Raw genomic sequence first — 18,206 nt, 5'->3', positions numbered from 1 at the left:
TCGGTTTATAAAACGACCAATGTCGTAGACAAAATTGTTAGGCAACAAGGAGGTTAAGTGGAACAACTACCAAATAGCGCATATATCGCAATTGGAGCTATATGTGCAGCGATTATAGCTGCAATAATGTCTTTATTAAGTTTAGTCATTTCGAAAGAGCAGAAAGTTTCTGAATTCAGGCAGGAATGGATCAACTCTATGAGACAAGATATATCTGAATTAATTGGGTTGTTCACAACATTTAAATCCAATTGGCTTTATCAGATGCACTCTGGAGAAGACCCTAAAGAATTTATTAAAAATAATTCATCTAAACTTGGTGAAATAGATAATATTGCAACTAGAATAATTCTCCACCTAAATCCTAACGAGCACGAAGAATTTAAAGCCCTAGTATTGGAGTTTGACTCTATTTGTTCAAGTGCTAAAAAATTAAGTGACAGTAAAATTACAGAGAAAGCGCATCGTGATTTAGTTAACGAATCACAGAAAATGTTAAAAAGTGAGTGGCAAAGAGTAAAAGATGGTGAAAGTGGGTTTAAAGTAGCTAAAAAGGCGCTATCAAGTTTCTTAGCTATAACTTTTATAATCTCTATTTCAGCGTTAATTGTTGCCTAACAAGCCATTCAAGCAGGACTTTTAACAGTTGGTTAGGTTCCGCTTCGCTACACATTATAACCAACAATTAAAAGCCTCTTAATGGGGCGTTAGTAGCCATATGAAAATGGAGACAGCAGTGGAAATAGATGAAGATAAAATCGATGAAGCGGCACTTGTTCTGTTTTACCTTACTCTTCATGACAAGTTTGGTAGGGCTTGGAAACAAATAGATTGGAGTATCACCGATCGGCTTTATGAAAAAGGATATATTCACGATCCTGTTGGCAAATCTAAGTCTGTTGTTTTAACTGAAGAAGGTCTTGCCAAATCAGAAGAACTTTTCAAAAAGTTATTCGTCAAAAGTGAGTAAGCGTTGTGCGCAATTTTAGCTGTTACTCTAGGATGTATTAGCGTGGCAACTAACAAGCCAATAAACGCACTCACTGCGTTCGCTGGGACGCATACACGCGGGGCGGCTTCGCCATTATGCCCCACGTGCCTGCGCCCGTTATTGGAAAGTTATATGTTTCTTGATATTGGTGCATATTCAAAGAAAATCAAATGTTTAAATATGAAACACCTCCATGGGGAGCTAAGTTAATTTGCTTTTGTTATCTGGTTGTATCTTGTTTGATGCTGTTTGCTTTTTACACTTATGGTAATTGGGCAGGTAATTCTCCTGTAGTTTTTAAATACATTTTTGTTATGTTAGGTTTGATCTTCATGTTCCCGGCTTTAAAGCCAAGTAACTGGCGTGGTTGGGTTTACTTTTCAGCAGACAATCGAGGGATAAGTTTCCCAACTTCATTCGATGAAGTTAATAATCAGTCGTCTCTTAATGTTGCATGGGAAAATGTGGGTATTATAAAAAGTGAAACCCTTCATGGTCAGGTAAAAGGAATTACAATAGAGTTAAATATTTCACAAGCTGATATTGATTTACACTTTCGAAAAACAGATCTAACAAATAAACTTTTAGGCTTAAACAATAAAAGAGGTAACTTTTTTGTCATTGCATACGCAAACAATGCGTTTCAAAAAGTTTCTAGTGTTGTAAACACATTAAATGAAATTAAGCGCTCAAACATATAACAAACGCATTAAGGGCGGACGCAAAAAGCTTGGCTGCGCTCATTCTTCGCTTAGTATAGCCAAGCTTTTATGCGCCACTTATGCGGGCGTTAGAGGCACTATGAAGTTAGCAACCATTTTTCTAGCCCTATTCTTGCTATCAGGATGTGGTACAGAAGGTGTTGATATGGAAATCAGTGATGTTGATGACTGGTTTAAGGTAAATGAAACTGAAATAACTTCTATCGTTGAATTATTTAAGAGCGACAAATGTTTACGTAGAGTTGAACTCGGCTCAATGAAATATATCAGTCAAAACTGTGAAAACAATTCGTCTCAAGAAACCAAAATAAAAGAAATACAAAGTAAGCTAACAAGCCTTGGTGTTGTTCTAGCTGTTGCGCATACATTCGATGATGGAAATTTTGTTGCGAGTACATTGATAAACAGGAGAGGTATAGAACAAATAAACAAATAAACAAGACACCCATCTTAAATTTTGTACTTAACGCAATTAGAGGCTAGCTTTTATTTAGTGTAAAAAACAAGCAGAGTGTCATATGGCAATTGCAAGAAAGCGACAAGTAAGTTTGGTTGATACAAAATACTATCACTGTATTTCACGGTGTGTTCGTCGTGCATTTTTATGTGGCGAAGACCGTTTCACTGGTCAATCTTACGAGCATCGACGAGGATGGGTTGAAGATAAGCTGGGTGAATTAGCTAAGGTATTTTGTATTGATGTGTGCGCTTATGCCGTAATGAGCAATCATACCCATTTAGTACTGTATGTAGATGATAAAAAAGCAAATAGGCTGAATGATAAAGCGATTGTTATTCGCTGGCATAAACTTTGTAAGGGCACATTGTTAACGCAAAAATACATACAAGGCGAGAAGCTAAGTAAAGTTGAACTCATCTTTTTCAATCAAACGGTAAAACAATACCGAGAACGTTTAGCAAGTATCAGCTGGTTTATGCGCCTATTAAATGAAAATATAGCGCGTAGAGCAAATAAAGAAGATAACTCCACAGGGAGGTTCTGGGAGGGGAGATTCAAATCGCAAGCTTTACTTGATGAAGCCGCAATTGCAGCGTGTATGGCCTATGTAGATTTAAACCCCATTAGAGCCAAGATGGCTAACACGCCAGAAGAGTCAGACCATACCAGCGCTCAAGTACGCTTAATATGCGCAAAAGAAGGCAAGCAGCCAAAACAACTACTTCGCTTTGCAGGCATGTCACGTCAAATTATGCCTAAAGGGCTGCCGTTTGAGCTTAAATCGTACCTTGAACTCGTTGAGCTAACAGGGCGAGCAATGCGAGAGGATAAGCACGGGCATATAGATAATATGACCCTTCCTTTGTTAGAAAGGCTTAATATATCATCAGAAAACTGGTTAAAACTCACCACACAATTTACGCGCGTATTTCATGGTGCAGTGGGCAGGCCTGCCTCACAAGAAGGGTATTGCGAAAACTTAAACCGAAAGCGGCGAGCTAATATCAGTAACTGCGCAAAGTTATTCGCTTAGAGCCAAATCACTTTTTGAGCACTCCAACTACATAATGTAGGTTTTTTTGTGGCTGCCATTTGAGCTTTATTTAGTAATACCTCTATTTTAAAACTCAAATTATTTTTGGACAGTTAAAAAACATAAATTCACTAGTTAACTTTAACTTTTTTGTAATTTACTTTGTAGAAATTAATGTGGATGTCACTTTAAGAAAGGCTGGAATTAAAGTGGGTGTCACACTAAAAGAAAGGGGCTATGAATGCTATCGTTTTATTAAAAATACCTTCTAATGTTAAACTATAAAAAACTTAATGACTTAATATAGCTATGGCATTTTATCTTCCTCTTTTACAGCCTCATTTTAAAGACATTGAAATGGGTGATACGCTAACATCGCTTTGGAGCGGGTGTGGCAGTATTGTCGAGTGCAGGCTTGATGCCGAGCCATGTGTTATCAAAGCGATTAAAATACCAAGCCACATAAATCATCCAAAAATTAAGCAAAGCGAATTTGCATTAAAAAGAAAGCAGCAGTCTTATAAAGTTGAATATAATTTTTATAGGTTATACAGCGCGTACTTACCGACAAGCGCTAAAAGTATTACCTGTATTAATGCAATTAATGATGGTGATGATTATGCGTTAGTGTTTAAAAACTTTACGCAACATGGTTTTGCTCAAGCAAGTGCGCTTGACATAAAACCAATACTTACGTGGCAAGCCCATTTTCATGCCTTTAATTTAAATAAGCCCGCAAAGGGCTTATGGCAACAAGGGAACTATTGGCATTTGAGCACACGGCCAGATGAGTTTAATAAGTTAAAACAAAGCGCTGACAAAAAGTCCGATATTAAAAATGCGGCTCATAAAATTGATAAAACACTGCAAGCATCACACTACAAAACCTTGATACATGGCGATGCTAAGCTTGCCAATTTTGCTGCAAATGAGCAAAGTGAAATACTCGCTTATGACTTTCAGTATGTTGGGGCTGGGGTAGGGATTTGCGATGTAATGTATTTTATGACCAGCTGCTTAAGCGACGAGCAATTACATACCTGCGCCGATGAGTATTTACGTTACTATTTTAGCCAATTAAAAAATGCGCTTTTAGTGTATCAACCGCAAATAAATGCCGATGACGTGATTGCAAAGTGGCATGCATTATGGCCATTAGCTTGGGCCGACTTTTATCGATTTTTAGCGGGTTGGAGCCCAACTCATTTTAAAATAAATAGTTACATGATGGCGCAAGTAAATCTAACGTTATCAGATAACAACTTATAAACATAAAGTAGTGTGTCGCTTGCATAAATATCAAGCAAATCAATGCATTTTGGCACGATCTATGAAAACTTATTTAAAATTGCAGGTCAAATGACCTTTTTTAATATAAAATACCGCCAATTCTAGTATCAGTAGGTTTTTATCATGTCAATTCACGTAATTTCACACCCTCTAGTTCAACACAAATTAGGCTTAATGCGCGCTCACGGTATAAGTACTAAAAGCTTTCGTGAATTATGCTCTGAGGTAGGTACCTTATTAACCTACGAAGCAACTAAAAACCTACAGTTAGAAGATAACGAAATTACTGGCTGGGACGGCAACAAATTAAAAGTAGAGCACATTAAAGGCAAAAAAATTACTGTTGTGCCAATTTTACGCGCGGGCCTTGGCATGATGGATGGCGTAATGTCATTACTCCCAGCGGCTAAGGTAAGTGTAGTGGGCCTTGAGCGTAACGAAGAAACGCTTGAGCCAGTACCTTACTTTGAAAAGTTAGTAGGCAATATTGATGAGCGTTTAAGCTTAGTTATAGACCCAATGCTTGCAACTGGCGGCTCTATGATTGCTACTATCGATATGCTTAAAAAAGCCGGCTGTAAAGACATTAAAGTAATTGTACTGGTTGCTGCACCTGAGGGTGTTGAAAAAACATTAGCCGCTCACCCTGATATTGAGATTTTTACTGCCTCAGTAGATAGTCATTTAAATGAAAAGGGTTACATTATCCCAGGGCTTGGCGATGCAGGTGACAAAATTTTCGGTACGGTTTACTAAGGTTTAACAGTGCAAAATAATTCTACATTTTCTATAAAAACCATTTTAACCGGCGCCCAAATGTTGTTTGTAGCATTTGGTGCGTTAGTGTTAGTGCCTTTATTAACGGGGCTTGACCCAAGTGTCGCTTTGTTTACAGCGGGTATAGGTACTTTATTATTTCAGGTAGTGACGAAAGGCAAGGTGCCTATATTTTTAGCGTCATCATTTGCGTTTATTGCGCCTATTATTGCCTCAGTACAAATGTGGGGCGTACCAGCCACCATGGGTGGTTTAATGGCAGCAGGCTGTGCTTATATGCTGTTAGCGCTATTGGTTAAATTTAAAGGGGTGGCAACACTTCATAAAATTTTGCCGCCTGTGGTCGTCGGCCCCGTTATTATGGTGATTGGTTTAGCCCTTGCACCGGTTGCGGTAAATATGGCAATGGGTAAAAGTGGCGACGGCAGTATTGAACTTATTGCTTACGATAAAGCCATTATTATTTCGCTGTTTTCTCTTGTTGTAACACTTATTTTTGCTGTGTGGGGCAAAGGTGTATATAAGCTGATCCCTATATTAGCCGGTGTTATATCGGGTTATGTTTTATCACTGGTAATGGGTGTGGTTGAATTTGGCAGCGTAAATGAAGCGAGCTGGTTGGCTGTACCAAACTTCACATGGCCCGAATTTAAGTGGCAAGCAGTTCTCTTTATGGTGCCTGTAGCCATTGCACCTGCTATTGAGCATATTGGCGATATGATGGCTATTAGCCAAGTAACCAATAAAGACTTTTTAAAAAAACCAGGCTTACATCGCACCTTATTTGGTGATGGCTTAGCCACTGCCGCAGCCTCTTTATTTGGTGGTCCGCCAAACACTACTTACTCTGAAGTAACTGGCGCAGTGATGCTGACCAAAAACTTTAACCCGAAAGTAATGATGTGGACTGCTATAATTGCTGTGGTACTGGCCTTTGTGGCAAAAATGGGCGCTGGTTTACAAACAATTCCTGTACCTGTGATGGGCGGCATAATGATTTTGTTATTTGGCTCAATTGCGGTAGTGGGCTTAAATACGTTGGTTAAATCTGGTGATGACTTAACTGCACCCCGTAATTTAAGTATTGTGGCACTTATATTAGTATGCGGTATTGGCGGTATGCACATTGGGGGTAGCCAATTTAGCTTAGAAGGCGTTAGCTTGTGCGCCATTTTAGGTATTGTGCTTAACTTAGTATTGCCAAAAGCTGAACCAGAAACTGATTAATTTTGCACTGTATGTAAAATTTACGCACCAAAATAGCGCATACTAATTGCGCTATTTTTGTAAGTTACTAATAATTAAATAAAAATAATAGTGGTCTAGTACCTGCATTTGTTACTTCATAATATAAGGAGTTACTATGTCAGAGGCCAGTATTGTGGATATAACCCCATTTTTAGCAAAGCACCAATTGCCTTTAAAGTATCAGTACCTTAGTGAGCAATTTTTTATCCCGCTTGCACACGATATTCTAGAATCAAAAAAAAATAACACCCCTATTTTTGTCGCCATAAATGGTTGCCAAGGCTCAGGAAAAACCACCCTCGCAGATTTTTTAGTTACTTGGTTTAGTAACAACACGCCGTTTACCAGTGTCGCGCTTTCTATTGACGATTTTTACTTATCTAAAGCACACCGCCAAGGACTTGCCAAAGACGTACACCCATTATTTGCCACCCGGGGTGTGCCTGGCACCCACGATGTAGGGTTAATGAATACCACCATAAGCCGGTTACTTGCAAAAGAGGTTGGCGTGCCTTTGCCTAAATTTGACAAGCATCACGACGATTGCAGCCCCGAGCAAACATGGCAATGTAACAATAAACCCATTGATATTATTATTTTAGAAGGCTGGTGCGTAGGTAGTGAGCCACAACCGTTATTTTCTTTAAGTGAGCCTATAAACGAGTTAGAAACACAGCACGATAAAGAAGGCGTGTGGCGTCGTTGTGTAAACAGTTGCCTAGCAAATGAATACAAAAGTGTGTTTAGTAAAATAGATTACACGGTGATGCTCAAAGCGCCGTGCTTTGAAGATGTATTTAAGTGGCGACAAGAGCAAGAGCAAAAGCTTATTGCCGCTAAAGGCGAGGGCGATGGCACCATGAGTGATGAGCAACTGGTGCACTTTATTTCTCATTTTGAGCGTATTACTCGCGAAAACTTAAACACCCTAAGCGCTAAAGCTAACGCCCTTATAGAGCTTGATAGTAATCGCGATATTAGTGCTATGCACTTAACCAGCGACGATACGCTGCAACCTATTATATTTACCGACTTAGATGGCACGTTACTCGATCACGCCGATTACAACACTAAAAATATCAGTAGCTTGCTGCAAGATTTACAAGCAGCCCACATTCCTGTGGTGTTTAATACGAGTAAAACATTTTGCGAAGTGGTTGAACTTAAAAACGAGCTTAATATTCAACAGCCTTTTATTGTTGAAAATGGCGCGGCTGCTTATTTACCAGTAGATTATTTTGAGCTTAAACCCATTGGCTGCTCGCAAGTAGGGGCGTATTGGTGTTATGCATTTGCATCACCCTTATCGAATTTACTTAGTGATTTAGACTCCTTAAGCAGCGAATATAAATCGCATTATAAGTTATTTAGTGATTTGTCGAGCGAGCAAATATCATCCCTCACCGGGCTTGATGAAGCGCATGCAAGGCGCGCTCAAACACGCGATTTTTCAGACCCACTTTATTGGCACGGAAGCGATGAATTACTTAATGCGTTTGTAAACGATGTTAAAGCTCTCGGCTACGAAATAAAAATAGGCGGGCGGTTTATACATATTGCTAAAAACACCGATAAAAGCGCTGCACAGCAGTGGTTAGTTAAACAAATTTCACAACATTTTAGAAAGCCTCTCACGGTAATTGCACTAGGTGATAGTGACAACGATAAGCAGATGCTAGAGCAAGCTGATATCGCCATTATCATACATAACCCAAGCAGTAAAAAGCCGGTTAAGTTAACACATAACAAGGCGCGTTATTCCCAATCGCCCGCTCCACTGGGTTGGATTGAAGAAATAACCACATTGCCTTGTATTAGCAGCATTTTAAATACTATTGAGGAGCGAAAATCACATGGCTGATTTTTATCAAAATGGCATCATCACAACCTTACACAATATCGCCGATAGACCGGTAGAAGCGCTTGAAGAAGAGCTAATTAGTTTTAGTAAGCAACGGCCAATGGGGTTAATACTCCCTTCGTTGTTTAGTGAGCTTGAAGGCCCAGCGCTGCAAAACATTGTAAAAGAACTTAGAGAGGTTCCTTATTTATCGCAAATTACCATAGGTTTAGACAGGGCAGACGAGTCACAATACCGCCATGCTTTAGGCTTTTTTAAAGAGCTTAACCAAAACCACAAAGTGCTTTGGAACGATGGCCCACGCTTGCAAGCGCTTGATAAAGAATTACAAGAGCTAGGCGTTGCACCGCGTGAACTTGGTAAAGGCAGAAACGTGTGGTATTGCATGGGTTATAAATTGGCCACTTCAGAGGTAGAGTCGATAGCCCTGCACGACTGCGATATATTAACTTACGACAGAGGTTTGTTAGCGCGCTTAATTTACCCTGTAGCACACCCTCGTTTTAATTATGAATTCTGTAAAGGCTTTTACCCACGTACTGCAAACGGCAAAATTAATGGCCGAGTATCGCGCTTATTAGTAACGCCGTTATTACGCTCGTTCAAAACTATTTTAGGCAATACCGACTACCTTGAGTACATGGATACCTTTAGATACCCGTTAGCAGGGGAGTTTTCGTTTAGACGTGATGTGCTAAACGATATTCGTATTCCGAGTGATTGGGGCCTTGAAATTGGCGTACTAAGTGAAATGTACCGTAATTATTCGCACAATCGCTTATGCCAAGTGGATATTGCTGATAACTACGATCATAAGCATCAGGAACTTTCTCTTGATGACCAAAACGCCGGTTTATCTAAAATGTCGATAGATATAACCAAGGCACTATTTAGAAAATTAGCCACACAAGGGGTTACTTTTACCAGCGAAACAATTCGTTCTTTAAAAGCAACTTACTACCGTATTGGTTTAGACTTTATAGAAACGTACCATAACGATGCACTGATGAATGGTTTAACCTTAGATGTGCACCAAGAGGAAAAGGCCGTAGAAATGTTCGCCAAAAATGTTATGGAAGCAGGTCAGCACTTTTTAGAAAACCCAATGGAAGCGCCATTTGTGCCAAGTTGGAACCGTGTTGTATCAGCCATGCCAGATGTTTTTGAGCGCTTAAGAGAAGCGGTTGATCTTGATAATAAAGAATTTAGTGAATAAATAAAACAATAATAAGGGGCGCGTGTGAATACAGTAAGTGAATTATTTTTACAGCGGGTAGAGCAACATCTACATATTATTTATAAAGATGTTGAACTGCCCTTAAGTATTACAGAGCTGGCTGAGCAGCTTATAACTATAATTTTAGGCGACAGCCCGCTGCGCGACCCCACACCCCATACAAACCGTTGGGACGAGCAAGATATTATACTAATAGCCTATGGCGACTCTATTATTAAGCACGATGAGGGAGACCAAGCTGTTGCAAAACCGGTAGAAGCACCGCTTAAAACCTTGCACCGGTTTATAAAAGAGCAGTGCGATATGCAGCTTAATGCTTTGCATATATTGCCATTTTACCCGTATAGCTCTGATGAAGGCTTTGCGGTAATGAACTACGTGCAAGTAAATGAATCGCTAGGTGATTGGCAAGATATAAAAAATATTGCCAAAGATGTAAAGCTAATGGCAGATTTAGTGATTAATCACTGCTCTAGCCGAAGTGTATGGTTTGAAAACTTTTTAAACGATTTGGACCCCGGCAAAGATTACTTTAAAACGGCAAGTTTAACCGATGATTTATCTAATGTAGTACGCCCACGTACCTCACCGTTATTAAATACGGTAACCACACCAAGCGGCGAAAAACATGTATGGTGTACATTTAGCCACGACCAAGTTGATTTTGATTTTGGTAACCCGGAAGTTTTAAAAGAATTTATAAGCATTATTCGCCATTATTTAGATAATGGTGTGCGTTTGTTTAGGCTAGATGCGGTTGCATTTTTATGGAAACAACTCAATACAAATTGCATTAATTTACCGCAAACGCATGAAGCAGTTAGGCTTATTCGCACCCTAATAGAGCATACTGAGCCAAGCGTTGTCATAATAACCGAAACAAACATACCAAACCAAGAAAACCTCTCTTACTTTGGTAACGCTAACGAAGCCCACAGTATTTATAACTTTGCCTTACCGCCCTTATTACTGCATACATTACTCAGTGGAGATAGCACAGCCATTAAGCATTGGATGATGAGTATGCCGCCTGCGCAAAACGGCACCACATACTTTAACTTTATTGCCTCGCACGATGGCATTGGACTTAGGCCAATAGAAGGCTTGTTACAACCAAGCGAAGTAGCGTCATTGGTGAGTACGTCTATGCAGTTTGGTGGGCGTGTATCAATGCGCACCAGTAACGATGGTACGCACACACCGTATGAACTAAATATTGCACTTTTTGATGCATTACAAGGCACGCACAATGGACAAGATAAGTTTGGCCTTGAGCGATTTATGTGTGCACACGCCATTATGTTTGCGCTTGAAGGGATCCCTGGGCTTTATATTCATAGCTTGCTTGGCACAACGAACGATTACGAACGCTTTGAAAACTCACAGCATAACCGTGCAATTAACCGTCATCGTTGGCAAGAGTCAAAACTATTATCGGCTTTAGGTGATAAATATAGCCATCATCACAAAGTGTTTAATGGTATTAAGCATTTATTAGGTATTCGAAAAAAACAAAGCGCATTTCATCCTAATGCCACGCAATTTACGCTGCACTTAGCGGGGGGGTTATTTGGTTTTTGGCGGCAAAGTATAGACAGGCGCCAAAGTATATTTTGCGTTTATAACATAAGTGATAAACCACAAGTACTTACCCTTGCAGATTTAAACTTAATTAACACCCAGCAGTGGTTTGATTTAGTGGCTAATGAAACAATTACCGAGGATCAACTCACTATAGAACTAGAGCCATATCAAAGTGTATGGTTAAGTAATATTAAATAAAGTGCAGTAATACCAATTTGCAAAATAGATCACTTAATTAAGCGCATTGGTATAAAAAGGCTCGCAGTGCGAGCCTTTAACTTAATTAATAAACGTTATTACTAATTATAAGCTGTAGCTTAAGTTAATGTAGCCAAAGCGGCCAATGTTATCGTAACTTGCGCTACCCGCACTTGTACCACGTGAACCATACGGAAGCTTACGATTAAATAGGTTATCAACACCTACTTTAACGCCTAAGCCGCTATCGAAGTTGTAACCCACTGTCATATCGGTAATAAAGTATTTACCGTAAGACATTTGGTTACTTGGGTTCGAGTTACTCGCAAGCTCTACATTTGTGTATAAATCAACTTCGCTGATAAAGCGTGTTTCAACCGTTGAATAAAAGTTATCCATTACGTAGCTAACCGATAGGTTAGTTTGCCATTTCGCTTCGCCGGTTGTACCTGCGTACTCAATATATGAACTAGGATCATCCTGGAACGGGTAATCTTTGCGTTCAATAAGGTAAGTACCAATTAAACGTGTTTTAAAGCTACCTTCTAGCGCATCAAAGTCATAGCCTAGTTCAAAATCAACACCAGACGCCTTTTGACCAGCTACGTTAAGTACTGAGTTTTGAATTAGCGAAATTTCACCACTGGCATTACGTGTAATTAAATTACAGTACTGATTGTCTATACCTGTTGTGCTATCAACACAGCGGTCAAGAATTTCTTGCGCGTCGATTGTGTCAATTGCATTTTCTAGATCAATTTCCCAGTAATCTATAGTAAGCACAGCGTTTTCTAAAAACTCTGGTTGATAAACAATACCTACCGTTGTACTTGTAGACTCTTCACCTTTAACATCACGGTTACCGCTTGTTAAGCCATCTAAAGAGGCTGAGTCGTAACCTGAGTTAAAGTCACTTGCAACACCTAATGCAGCACAGTTTGCGGTGCGTGTTGCTGCATTTGATAAATTAGCTATGTTTTCAGCGCGGCACGGGTCTTCTACATTGTAGAAAGTTTGGCTTGCTGCACCAAATACTTCACTTATGTTAGGCGCACGAAGTGCTGCAGATTGCGTTACACGCACACGTAGTTCATCGTTAACAGTCCAATCAAGGCCTAGTTTCCAGCTAGTTGCTTCGCCAATTGTGCTGTAATCAGCATGACGTACAGCGGTATCAAATACTAAATCTTGAATAAGCGGTAAGTCAGTTAAAATAGGCATAGTTGCTTCAAAAAATACTTCACGCACATTAAACGAGCCTTTATCTTCGCCTAAAGCGTTAAAAAATGTACCTTCTGCGTTATCTGGCTCTTTTGTTTCGCTTTCTTCTTTACGGTATTCAGCACCAAATGCAACACCTACATAACCTGCTGGTAATTCAAAAATAGCGCCATTGGCAAGTGAACCAGAAACCACGGTTTGCTTAATAGTTGACGTACCTACAGATACCGTATTTATGTAATCAATCGCTTGCTGAGATGGTGCGCCAAAACCCATAATGTTTACCGGTACACAGCCATCAGCTTGTGCAGCAGCGCTGCGACATACGATGTTGCCATCTGCATCTTCAACGGCATCAAGGGCATTAAAGTAGTTGGCTAAAATCATATTAGCGCCATTTTCGCGCTCTAAGTCAGTTTGACCATACACAACTGATGTATCTAATTCCCAATCTTCAAACACAGTTCCTTTTAAGCCTGTAACAAAACGCGTTGTTTCACGGGTATTATTTTCAACGCGGCGGCCAAGGTCACTCATCATGCGGTTAACCATGATTGAATCAACGCCTTCCTCTTGCATTCGCGCTTTGATATCTGGGTCTAGGTAAGGGTTATCAATTTTAATGCTGTTGTCGCTGTCAAAAAAGAAAAACGCAGGTTGACCTATGCTTTCGCCTTGGCTGTTTACGTATTTTGCATCAAAGTAGACGTTTAAATCGTCGGTAACATCGTAGTTAACTTTAAAGTTTACGTTGTAACGCTCAAACTCAGGTTGTATTTCTTCAAATTGGCCTAGGTTAAAAAAGTCACATTCTGCACATGAATATGGATCTGCGTTATTGCCTATGTATAAGTCACGTGCGCTGCTATCCGGGTTAAAGCTATTAATAAATTTACTTGGATCTTCAAGTGCATAAACACCTGCATCATTGATGGCGAAATAACCCGCATTAGGTGTTAAAATATCATCAGGAAAGTCAGCACTATTTTTGTTCTCATCCGTTTGGGCTTGGTTAGGTAAGCTGCTAAAAGATGTGCTAGTCCAAGGGTGGTCAAGTGCATTTAATGAATCTTGGCCTGAGTACTCAATAGCAAAAGCGGCATTACCACGGTCGTTATCAAAATTAGAGCCGTACGAGAACGTTGCTTTTTCGTTGTTGTAGCTATTTAAATCGGCAAAACCACGGGTAACGCTAAAATCCATTCCTTCAATGTTGTCTTTTAATATAAAGTTGACAACACCTGTAACCGCATCAGCACCGTATACAGCTGATGCACCACCAGTAATAATTTCTACTCGCTCAACCCAGACGCTCGGAATAGTATTTGTATCAACAGCTTGAGAGCCCGCTGAGCTAGATACGTGGCGCTTACCGTTTACAAGTACTAAGGTACGGTCGGTACCCATGTTACGTAAATCAAGAATGTTTAAACCAGCAGTACCAATAAAGCGGCCTGAGTTAGCCATTGAATATGTATTGCCAAGTGCTGGTAAGTTGTTTAGCGCTTCACCAATGTTTACAGCGCCAGTATTAATTAGCTGCTCGCCGCTTATAACTGTTACTGGTGCCGGTGCAATAGCGCCTTCACGTAAAATACGCGAACCCGTTACTTCAACGCGTTCAATTTTTGTCGCTTGCTCATCTTGTGCAAGTACAGAATTACTCGCTGTTGCAGCAGCAGTAATTAATGCACATTTAATGCTAGTAGAAAGTAAATTATGACGTTTCATGTGTTTCCCAAAGGAGATTTTATAATAATTAAATACATTAACTTTTTAGCTAAATACACAGTGCATTTAGCCTAAGCCCTATAACTTTTGTTATAGGGCCGGCGATTATTGCATGCGTATTATTTTATTAAAAGCAACTAGAATAAGCCTAAATCACTAACATGAAATAAGTTACAGGTGATTTGTTGTTAAATTAACAATAAAGCGAGGTGGTGTTAGGAGTTTAAGTTTTATGGGTGTTTACGGTTTGTTGATTAATTGAAGCCAATTAATTTACATTGGAATTGAACTGATAATATTAAAGAGTTTATTTTGAGCGTCTTGATTTGATAATGGCTTAAATATAACCATTGAGTATATTTTAACCTTTAAATGAGGTGCTCTAATTATAGGCGGATTTGTAAGGTTTATGTGTTTAATTTAACTTGTTAAATGAGTCAACTTTTGAGAAATAGTAAGAATAAAAATTAAATTTGAAAATTTTTCACTATAAAACTTGCCGTATCACAATTTTTGTAAAGCCCCTTTACAGTTATCTAGCTTCCTATGCGCCTTGAGTTACTTTATTACGTAAACTTGATACACTTATACTGTTTTTTATAAATAGGTTTTACCATGAAGTTTTTAGTTTTAATTTTTACTTTTGTATTTAGTACTGCGGCCATTTCAGAGCAAGAAGTTGATCTCGAAGTTAATATGAAAAATACAGGCCTTGCTTATAAAAATGCGGTGCAAGCAGTAGGTATAGGTGGCTTTAATACCGCCATAGATAAGTTTATTACTTTGGTTGAAACCAGTAAAAAAGCGACCTTTCATAAAGAAGCACAAATGTCGCTACAAGGGCTAGATAAAGTTATTGCGCAAGCAAAGTTGGCAAAAAAATTAGCGAATGAGCGCGGGCTTGATGCAGCAAAGCCAGCCCTTAAAAATATAGATGATTTACGCAAGAAGTATCATGAGTTGCACGAGCCTCCGGGTTTTTTTGACTTATTGTTTGGTAATTAACCTCAGCTTTTTTGTAAATTAATGTCGAGCAGTTATTTCAGCGCTACATATGCTAACTTTTTCGCTATAGCGCATTATTGATGCGCAGATTTGTGATGTTTTAATAAAATGTATAGCTGCAGATTAAGTAGTTTGAATGCTCATTTTTCAATATTTTAGTAAAGCTCTTATCTAGGGTGCAGATTAATTAAGGAATAGTAATGGAAATTTCAGTGTCATTGTTAGAGGGTCAAAAACAAAGTGCAAAATTTGGCGACCTTGAAGTAATAAGCGATCAAAGTATTAATGCTGGTGGCGGTGCCGAACACCCAGAACCGTTTGACTACTTCTTAGTAAGCATGGTGCTATGTGCTGGGTTTTATGCACGTAAATTTTGTGAGCAACGCGATATCTCTACACAAGGGATGACGCTTACGCAAAATAATGAAAACGTAGATGAAGAAGGTAAAAAATTATTTTCTATCGAAATTAATTTACCAGATGGCTTTCCTCAAAAATATAAAAAAGCACTTATTGCTGCGGTTAATACGTGTACTGTTAAAAAAGTGATTCAGGCCCAACCTGAGTTTTCTGTAGTTGTTAAATAAAAAATACGGGTAAACATGGTTCGTTTACCCGTATACTTCACGGAATTAGTGTTACTTTTTCTTCATTCCTTGTACTGCTTTAAAACGTGGATTGTCTTTACATATTACGAAAACACGTCCTTTTCGCTTCACTATTTGACATCCTGGTCGTTGCTTAGCGCTTTTAAGCGAGCTTAATACTTTCATTACTCACCTTTTTTGGTAGTAGATAAGTTTTTAAAGCGACGGTTAAACTGCGCGACACGGCCGTCACTAGCCACTGTTTTTTGCTTACCAGTATAAAATGGGTGCGAGTCGCTAGACACATCAATAGGCACATACGGATACGTTTTCCCTTCAAGCTCAATAGTGCGGTCTGTTTTAATGGTAGAGCCAATAATGAAGTAGCTATCGGCAGCTGTATCGTGAAAAGCAACCACGTTGTAATCTGGATGGATATTAGGTTTCATAATACGCCTTAAGTTGTTATGTGATAGTATAACTATAGGTTGTCGCGTTTACGGCATTTGTGCAAATGATTTTTACTCTCATTTACTGGTATTTTTGCTGGCTAATTGCGCAAACAATTCAAAAAATAACCACTTAAACCAAAAATACTGGCTATTAGTTTTTAGGCTGTTATAACTATATAAAAAGTGTTAACAAGAAAATTTTTACGGTTTAGAGGTAAGCTATGAGCGACGCAGCACAACAAGAACAAATAGACCAAGGGGTGATGGAAACCCTTAGAGAGCGCGATCACACAGTCTTATCTGAGCAAATTAATCCAATAGACTGTACACACAACGATATTATTGAGCTATTAGCACAATATATGGCGTTAAGTGAGCAAGATAACGACGAACTATTTGACGATTGGTTTGATAATCTAAATAAAGAACAGCACACTGTTTTAAAAGTGTTTGAGGTATACCGCGGCCAATACGAGCACCAAAATTAATACTTAGGCGCTGGTTAAACATTCACTTAGCTGCGCCTTATTAATTAACCACCAACCTGAGCTTTGGATAATAAAATCATCTCACGCTGCTAATTTGTTTTGTTTCACATAAAATTTTTAGCTAGCGAAAGCAAACTTAAATATTATAACCACAGCTCAGATTAATGAATGCAATTATAATCAGAGTGTTAAGGCGTTTTCATACAGTTTTTGTCTGCATAGGGCGGGGCTAAACTGACATCAGGGTTCCAAATTCTATCCCACACTTTACTTAGGCTACTTAAATTTGAGCGCTGATTTAGTTTTTCAAAGTTGCTTACCTGCACTCCTTTGTTGGTTTTTTTACCAACTGCAAAATTAAATACGTAATAACACTCCATGCCCATACGTAAGTCAGATAAAACAATTTTATTTTGCTGCTCTTTCACGCTATAAAAACCTTTAGTAAACCACTGCAAACGTTTTATGCCCCATTCATTTTTAATATCGTTTAGCAAAGCGGGGCTTGTGTTATAGCGGTTTATTGTAACCTCTTCAGGGGAGTCAAATACCGAGGCATAACTTATGTAATATTGCCCATCAGACATTGCAACAACTCGCCATAGCAAGGTTGTAAGTGGGGCGGGGGTGCTTACATAGTTATTAATGTGTATGTGTTTATGTGCAAACGCGGCGTCTATTTTATTGTTAATTATTACTTTTAAAATAAGAGAGCTACATAAATAAAGGCTACTGAGCACAAGCATAGCGGCGTTAATTTTATAAATGCGCGGTGTATGTATTTTAGGTATTAAAGTGCACAGAAAGGCCAACAATAACGGCAGGGTGTACAGGGGATCGATTATAAATATATTTGAAATAGCAAAAGGGTGCTCGCTAAGCGGCCAGATTAATTGCGTACCATATACTGTAAAGCTATCGAGTAATGCATGGGTCGATAAACATAAAAATACCAGCCCAAACCAGCGGGCTTTATGTATTTGCATACCGGAGTGTATTTTTAAAATAAGCCAAACAATAAGGGGACTAATTAATAAGTGCACAATAAACGAATGGCTAAAACCGCGATGATAAGTAAATGCCTCCACTGGCCCGCCATAAGGAATAAAAACATCTAAGTCGGGTAAAGTACCTAAAGCAGCACCCCATAAAGCGGCTTTTCGGCCAATTTTATTACCTAATACGGCGTAACCTACTGCGCTACCTAAAACTACCTGCGTTAACGAGTCCATTTTATTCCTTTTTATTTAGGGAGTTAGTTATACTGCCCTTGGGCTTAAAACCAATCCACAATAATACTTAATCATATTGCGGGGCTAAA

The 18,206-nt window shown here is 39.0% G+C and carries 18 protein-coding genes; 14 read left to right on the top strand and 4 right to left on the bottom strand.

The window, feature by feature from the left end:
* The first annotated feature begins 57 nt into the window (after nucleotides 1-57).
* From MTF64_RS01945 to MTF64_RS01895, 11 genes are all read left to right on the top strand, one after another.
* Nucleotides 58-618 (top strand): hypothetical protein, encoded by a 561-nt coding sequence (locus tag MTF64_RS01945; protein WP_248450331.1) that lies wholly within the window; start codon nucleotides 58-60, stop codon nucleotides 616-618.
* A 118-nt stretch (nucleotides 619-736) separates the two neighbouring features.
* Nucleotides 737-970 carry a DUF6429 family protein gene (locus tag MTF64_RS01940; protein ID WP_248450329.1) on the top strand — a complete coding sequence of 78 codons (234 nt, stop codon included), beginning with the start codon at nucleotides 737-739 and terminating at the stop codon, nucleotides 968-970.
* Nucleotides 971-1,161: 191 nt separating this feature from the next.
* On the top strand, nucleotides 1,162-1,692 hold the full coding sequence (locus tag MTF64_RS01935) for a hypothetical protein (RefSeq protein ID WP_157686038.1): 531 nt from the start codon (nucleotides 1,162-1,164) through the stop codon (nucleotides 1,690-1,692).
* Nucleotides 1,667-2,149 carry a hypothetical protein gene (locus MTF64_RS01930; protein WP_248450327.1) on the top strand — a complete coding sequence of 161 codons (483 nt, stop codon included), beginning with the start codon at nucleotides 1,667-1,669 and terminating at the stop codon, nucleotides 2,147-2,149. Before MTF64_RS01935 ends, MTF64_RS01930 begins: the two co-directional genes overlap by 26 nt.
* An 82-nt stretch (nucleotides 2,150-2,231) precedes the next feature.
* The gene (locus MTF64_RS01925) at nucleotides 2,232-3,206 is read left to right on the top strand and encodes a transposase (protein ID WP_248450325.1); all 975 of its coding nucleotides are present in this window, start codon (nucleotides 2,232-2,234) and stop codon (nucleotides 3,204-3,206) included.
* 309 nt (nucleotides 3,207-3,515) lie between these two features.
* Nucleotides 3,516-4,475 carry an oxidoreductase family protein gene (locus MTF64_RS01920; RefSeq protein ID WP_248450323.1) on the top strand — a complete coding sequence of 320 codons (960 nt, stop codon included), beginning with the start codon at nucleotides 3,516-3,518 and terminating at the stop codon, nucleotides 4,473-4,475.
* A 144-nt stretch (nucleotides 4,476-4,619) separates the two neighbouring features.
* Entirely contained in the window at nucleotides 4,620-5,252 is a 633-nt protein-coding gene (gene upp / locus MTF64_RS01915) for a uracil phosphoribosyltransferase (RefSeq protein WP_004586497.1), read from the top strand.
* A gap of 9 nt (nucleotides 5,253-5,261) precedes the next feature.
* A complete protein-coding gene (locus tag MTF64_RS01910; protein ID WP_055254010.1) occupies nucleotides 5,262-6,500 on the top strand; it encodes a uracil-xanthine permease family protein in 1,239 nt (412 codons plus the stop codon).
* Between the two features lie 136 nt (nucleotides 6,501-6,636).
* Nucleotides 6,637-8,382, top strand: a complete 1,746-nt coding sequence (locus tag MTF64_RS01905; RefSeq protein WP_248450321.1) for an HAD-IIB family hydrolase — start codon at nucleotides 6,637-6,639, stop codon at nucleotides 8,380-8,382.
* Nucleotides 8,375-9,598, top strand: a complete 1,224-nt coding sequence (locus tag MTF64_RS01900) for a glycosyl transferase (RefSeq protein WP_248450319.1) — start codon at nucleotides 8,375-8,377, stop codon at nucleotides 9,596-9,598. Before MTF64_RS01905 ends, MTF64_RS01900 begins: the two co-directional genes overlap by 8 nt.
* 24 nt (nucleotides 9,599-9,622) lie before the next feature.
* Complete coding sequence (locus MTF64_RS01895) at nucleotides 9,623-11,401, top strand: sugar phosphorylase (protein WP_004586493.1); 1,779 nt, start codon at nucleotides 9,623-9,625, stop codon at nucleotides 11,399-11,401.
* Nucleotides 11,402-11,506: 105 nt separating this feature from the next.
* On the opposite strand, the gene MTF64_RS01890 is transcribed toward MTF64_RS01895, so the two are convergent.
* Complete coding sequence (locus MTF64_RS01890; protein WP_248450317.1) at nucleotides 11,507-14,353, bottom strand: TonB-dependent receptor; 2,847 nt, start codon at nucleotides 14,351-14,353, stop codon at nucleotides 11,507-11,509.
* 615 nt (nucleotides 14,354-14,968) lie between these two features.
* On the opposite strand from MTF64_RS01890, the gene MTF64_RS01885 reads away from it, so the two are divergent.
* Nucleotides 14,969-15,358: a cytochrome b562 gene (locus tag MTF64_RS01885; protein WP_024031804.1), complete on the top strand. Its 390-nt coding sequence runs from the start codon at nucleotides 14,969-14,971 to the stop codon at nucleotides 15,356-15,358.
* A 200-nt stretch (nucleotides 15,359-15,558) separates the two neighbouring features.
* Entirely contained in the window at nucleotides 15,559-15,945 is a 387-nt protein-coding gene (locus MTF64_RS01880; RefSeq protein ID WP_004586490.1) for an OsmC family protein, read from the top strand.
* Between the two features lie 51 nt (nucleotides 15,946-15,996).
* Here MTF64_RS01880 and ykgO read toward each other — a convergent pair whose 3' ends face one another.
* On the bottom strand, nucleotides 15,997-16,131 hold the full coding sequence (gene ykgO, locus MTF64_RS01875) for a type B 50S ribosomal protein L36 (RefSeq protein ID WP_004586489.1): 135 nt from the start codon (nucleotides 16,129-16,131) through the stop codon (nucleotides 15,997-15,999).
* A complete protein-coding gene (locus MTF64_RS01870; RefSeq protein WP_248450315.1) occupies nucleotides 16,131-16,394 on the bottom strand; it encodes a type B 50S ribosomal protein L31 in 264 nt (87 codons plus the stop codon). Before MTF64_RS01870 ends, ykgO begins: the two co-directional genes overlap by 1 nt.
* A gap of 224 nt (nucleotides 16,395-16,618) precedes the next feature.
* Between MTF64_RS01870 and MTF64_RS01865 the strand changes: the two genes are divergently transcribed.
* Nucleotides 16,619-16,885 carry a hypothetical protein gene (locus MTF64_RS01865; RefSeq protein ID WP_024031803.1) on the top strand — a complete coding sequence of 89 codons (267 nt, stop codon included), beginning with the start codon at nucleotides 16,619-16,621 and terminating at the stop codon, nucleotides 16,883-16,885.
* Between the two features lie 188 nt (nucleotides 16,886-17,073).
* On the opposite strand, the gene MTF64_RS01860 is transcribed toward MTF64_RS01865, so the two are convergent.
* Nucleotides 17,074-18,117, bottom strand: a complete 1,044-nt coding sequence (locus MTF64_RS01860; protein WP_248450313.1) for a metal-dependent hydrolase — start codon at nucleotides 18,115-18,117, stop codon at nucleotides 17,074-17,076.
* Nucleotides 18,118-18,206 lie beyond the last annotated feature (89 nt).

Source organism: Pseudoalteromonas sp. 2CM41L (genome assembly GCF_023161905.1).
Taxonomy (GTDB): Bacteria; Pseudomonadota; Gammaproteobacteria; order Enterobacterales; family Alteromonadaceae; genus Pseudoalteromonas; species Pseudoalteromonas atlantica.
This window is presented reverse-complemented; position numbering and strand designations above follow the sequence as displayed.

Coding starts and splice junctions, on each gene's coding strand:
- MTF64_RS01865 (WP_024031803.1), top strand. CDS start 16,619: ATGAGCGACGCAGCACAACAAGAACAAATAGACCAAGGGGTGATGGAA.
- MTF64_RS01885 (WP_024031804.1), top strand. CDS start 14,969: ATGAAGTTTTTAGTTTTAATTTTTACTTTTGTATTTAGTACTGCGGCC.
- ykgO (WP_004586489.1), bottom strand. CDS start 16,131: ATGAAAGTATTAAGCTCGCTTAAAAGCGCTAAGCAACGACCAGGATGT.
- MTF64_RS01930 (WP_248450327.1), top strand. CDS start 1,667: ATGAAATTAAGCGCTCAAACATATAACAAACGCATTAAGGGCGGACGC.
- MTF64_RS01925 (WP_248450325.1), top strand. CDS start 2,232: ATGGCAATTGCAAGAAAGCGACAAGTAAGTTTGGTTGATACAAAATAC.
- MTF64_RS01920 (WP_248450323.1), top strand. CDS start 3,516: ATGGCATTTTATCTTCCTCTTTTACAGCCTCATTTTAAAGACATTGAA.
- MTF64_RS01860 (WP_248450313.1), bottom strand. CDS start 18,117: ATGGACTCGTTAACGCAGGTAGTTTTAGGTAGCGCAGTAGGTTACGCC.
- MTF64_RS01935 (WP_157686038.1), top strand. CDS start 1,162: ATGTTTAAATATGAAACACCTCCATGGGGAGCTAAGTTAATTTGCTTT.
- MTF64_RS01900 (WP_248450319.1), top strand. CDS start 8,375: ATGGCTGATTTTTATCAAAATGGCATCATCACAACCTTACACAATATC.
- MTF64_RS01890 (WP_248450317.1), bottom strand. CDS start 14,353: ATGAAACGTCATAATTTACTTTCTACTAGCATTAAATGTGCATTAATT.
- upp (WP_004586497.1), top strand. CDS start 4,620: ATGTCAATTCACGTAATTTCACACCCTCTAGTTCAACACAAATTAGGC.
- MTF64_RS01905 (WP_248450321.1), top strand. CDS start 6,637: ATGTCAGAGGCCAGTATTGTGGATATAACCCCATTTTTAGCAAAGCAC.
- MTF64_RS01880 (WP_004586490.1), top strand. CDS start 15,559: ATGGAAATTTCAGTGTCATTGTTAGAGGGTCAAAAACAAAGTGCAAAA.
- MTF64_RS01870 (WP_248450315.1), bottom strand. CDS start 16,394: ATGAAACCTAATATCCATCCAGATTACAACGTGGTTGCTTTTCACGAT.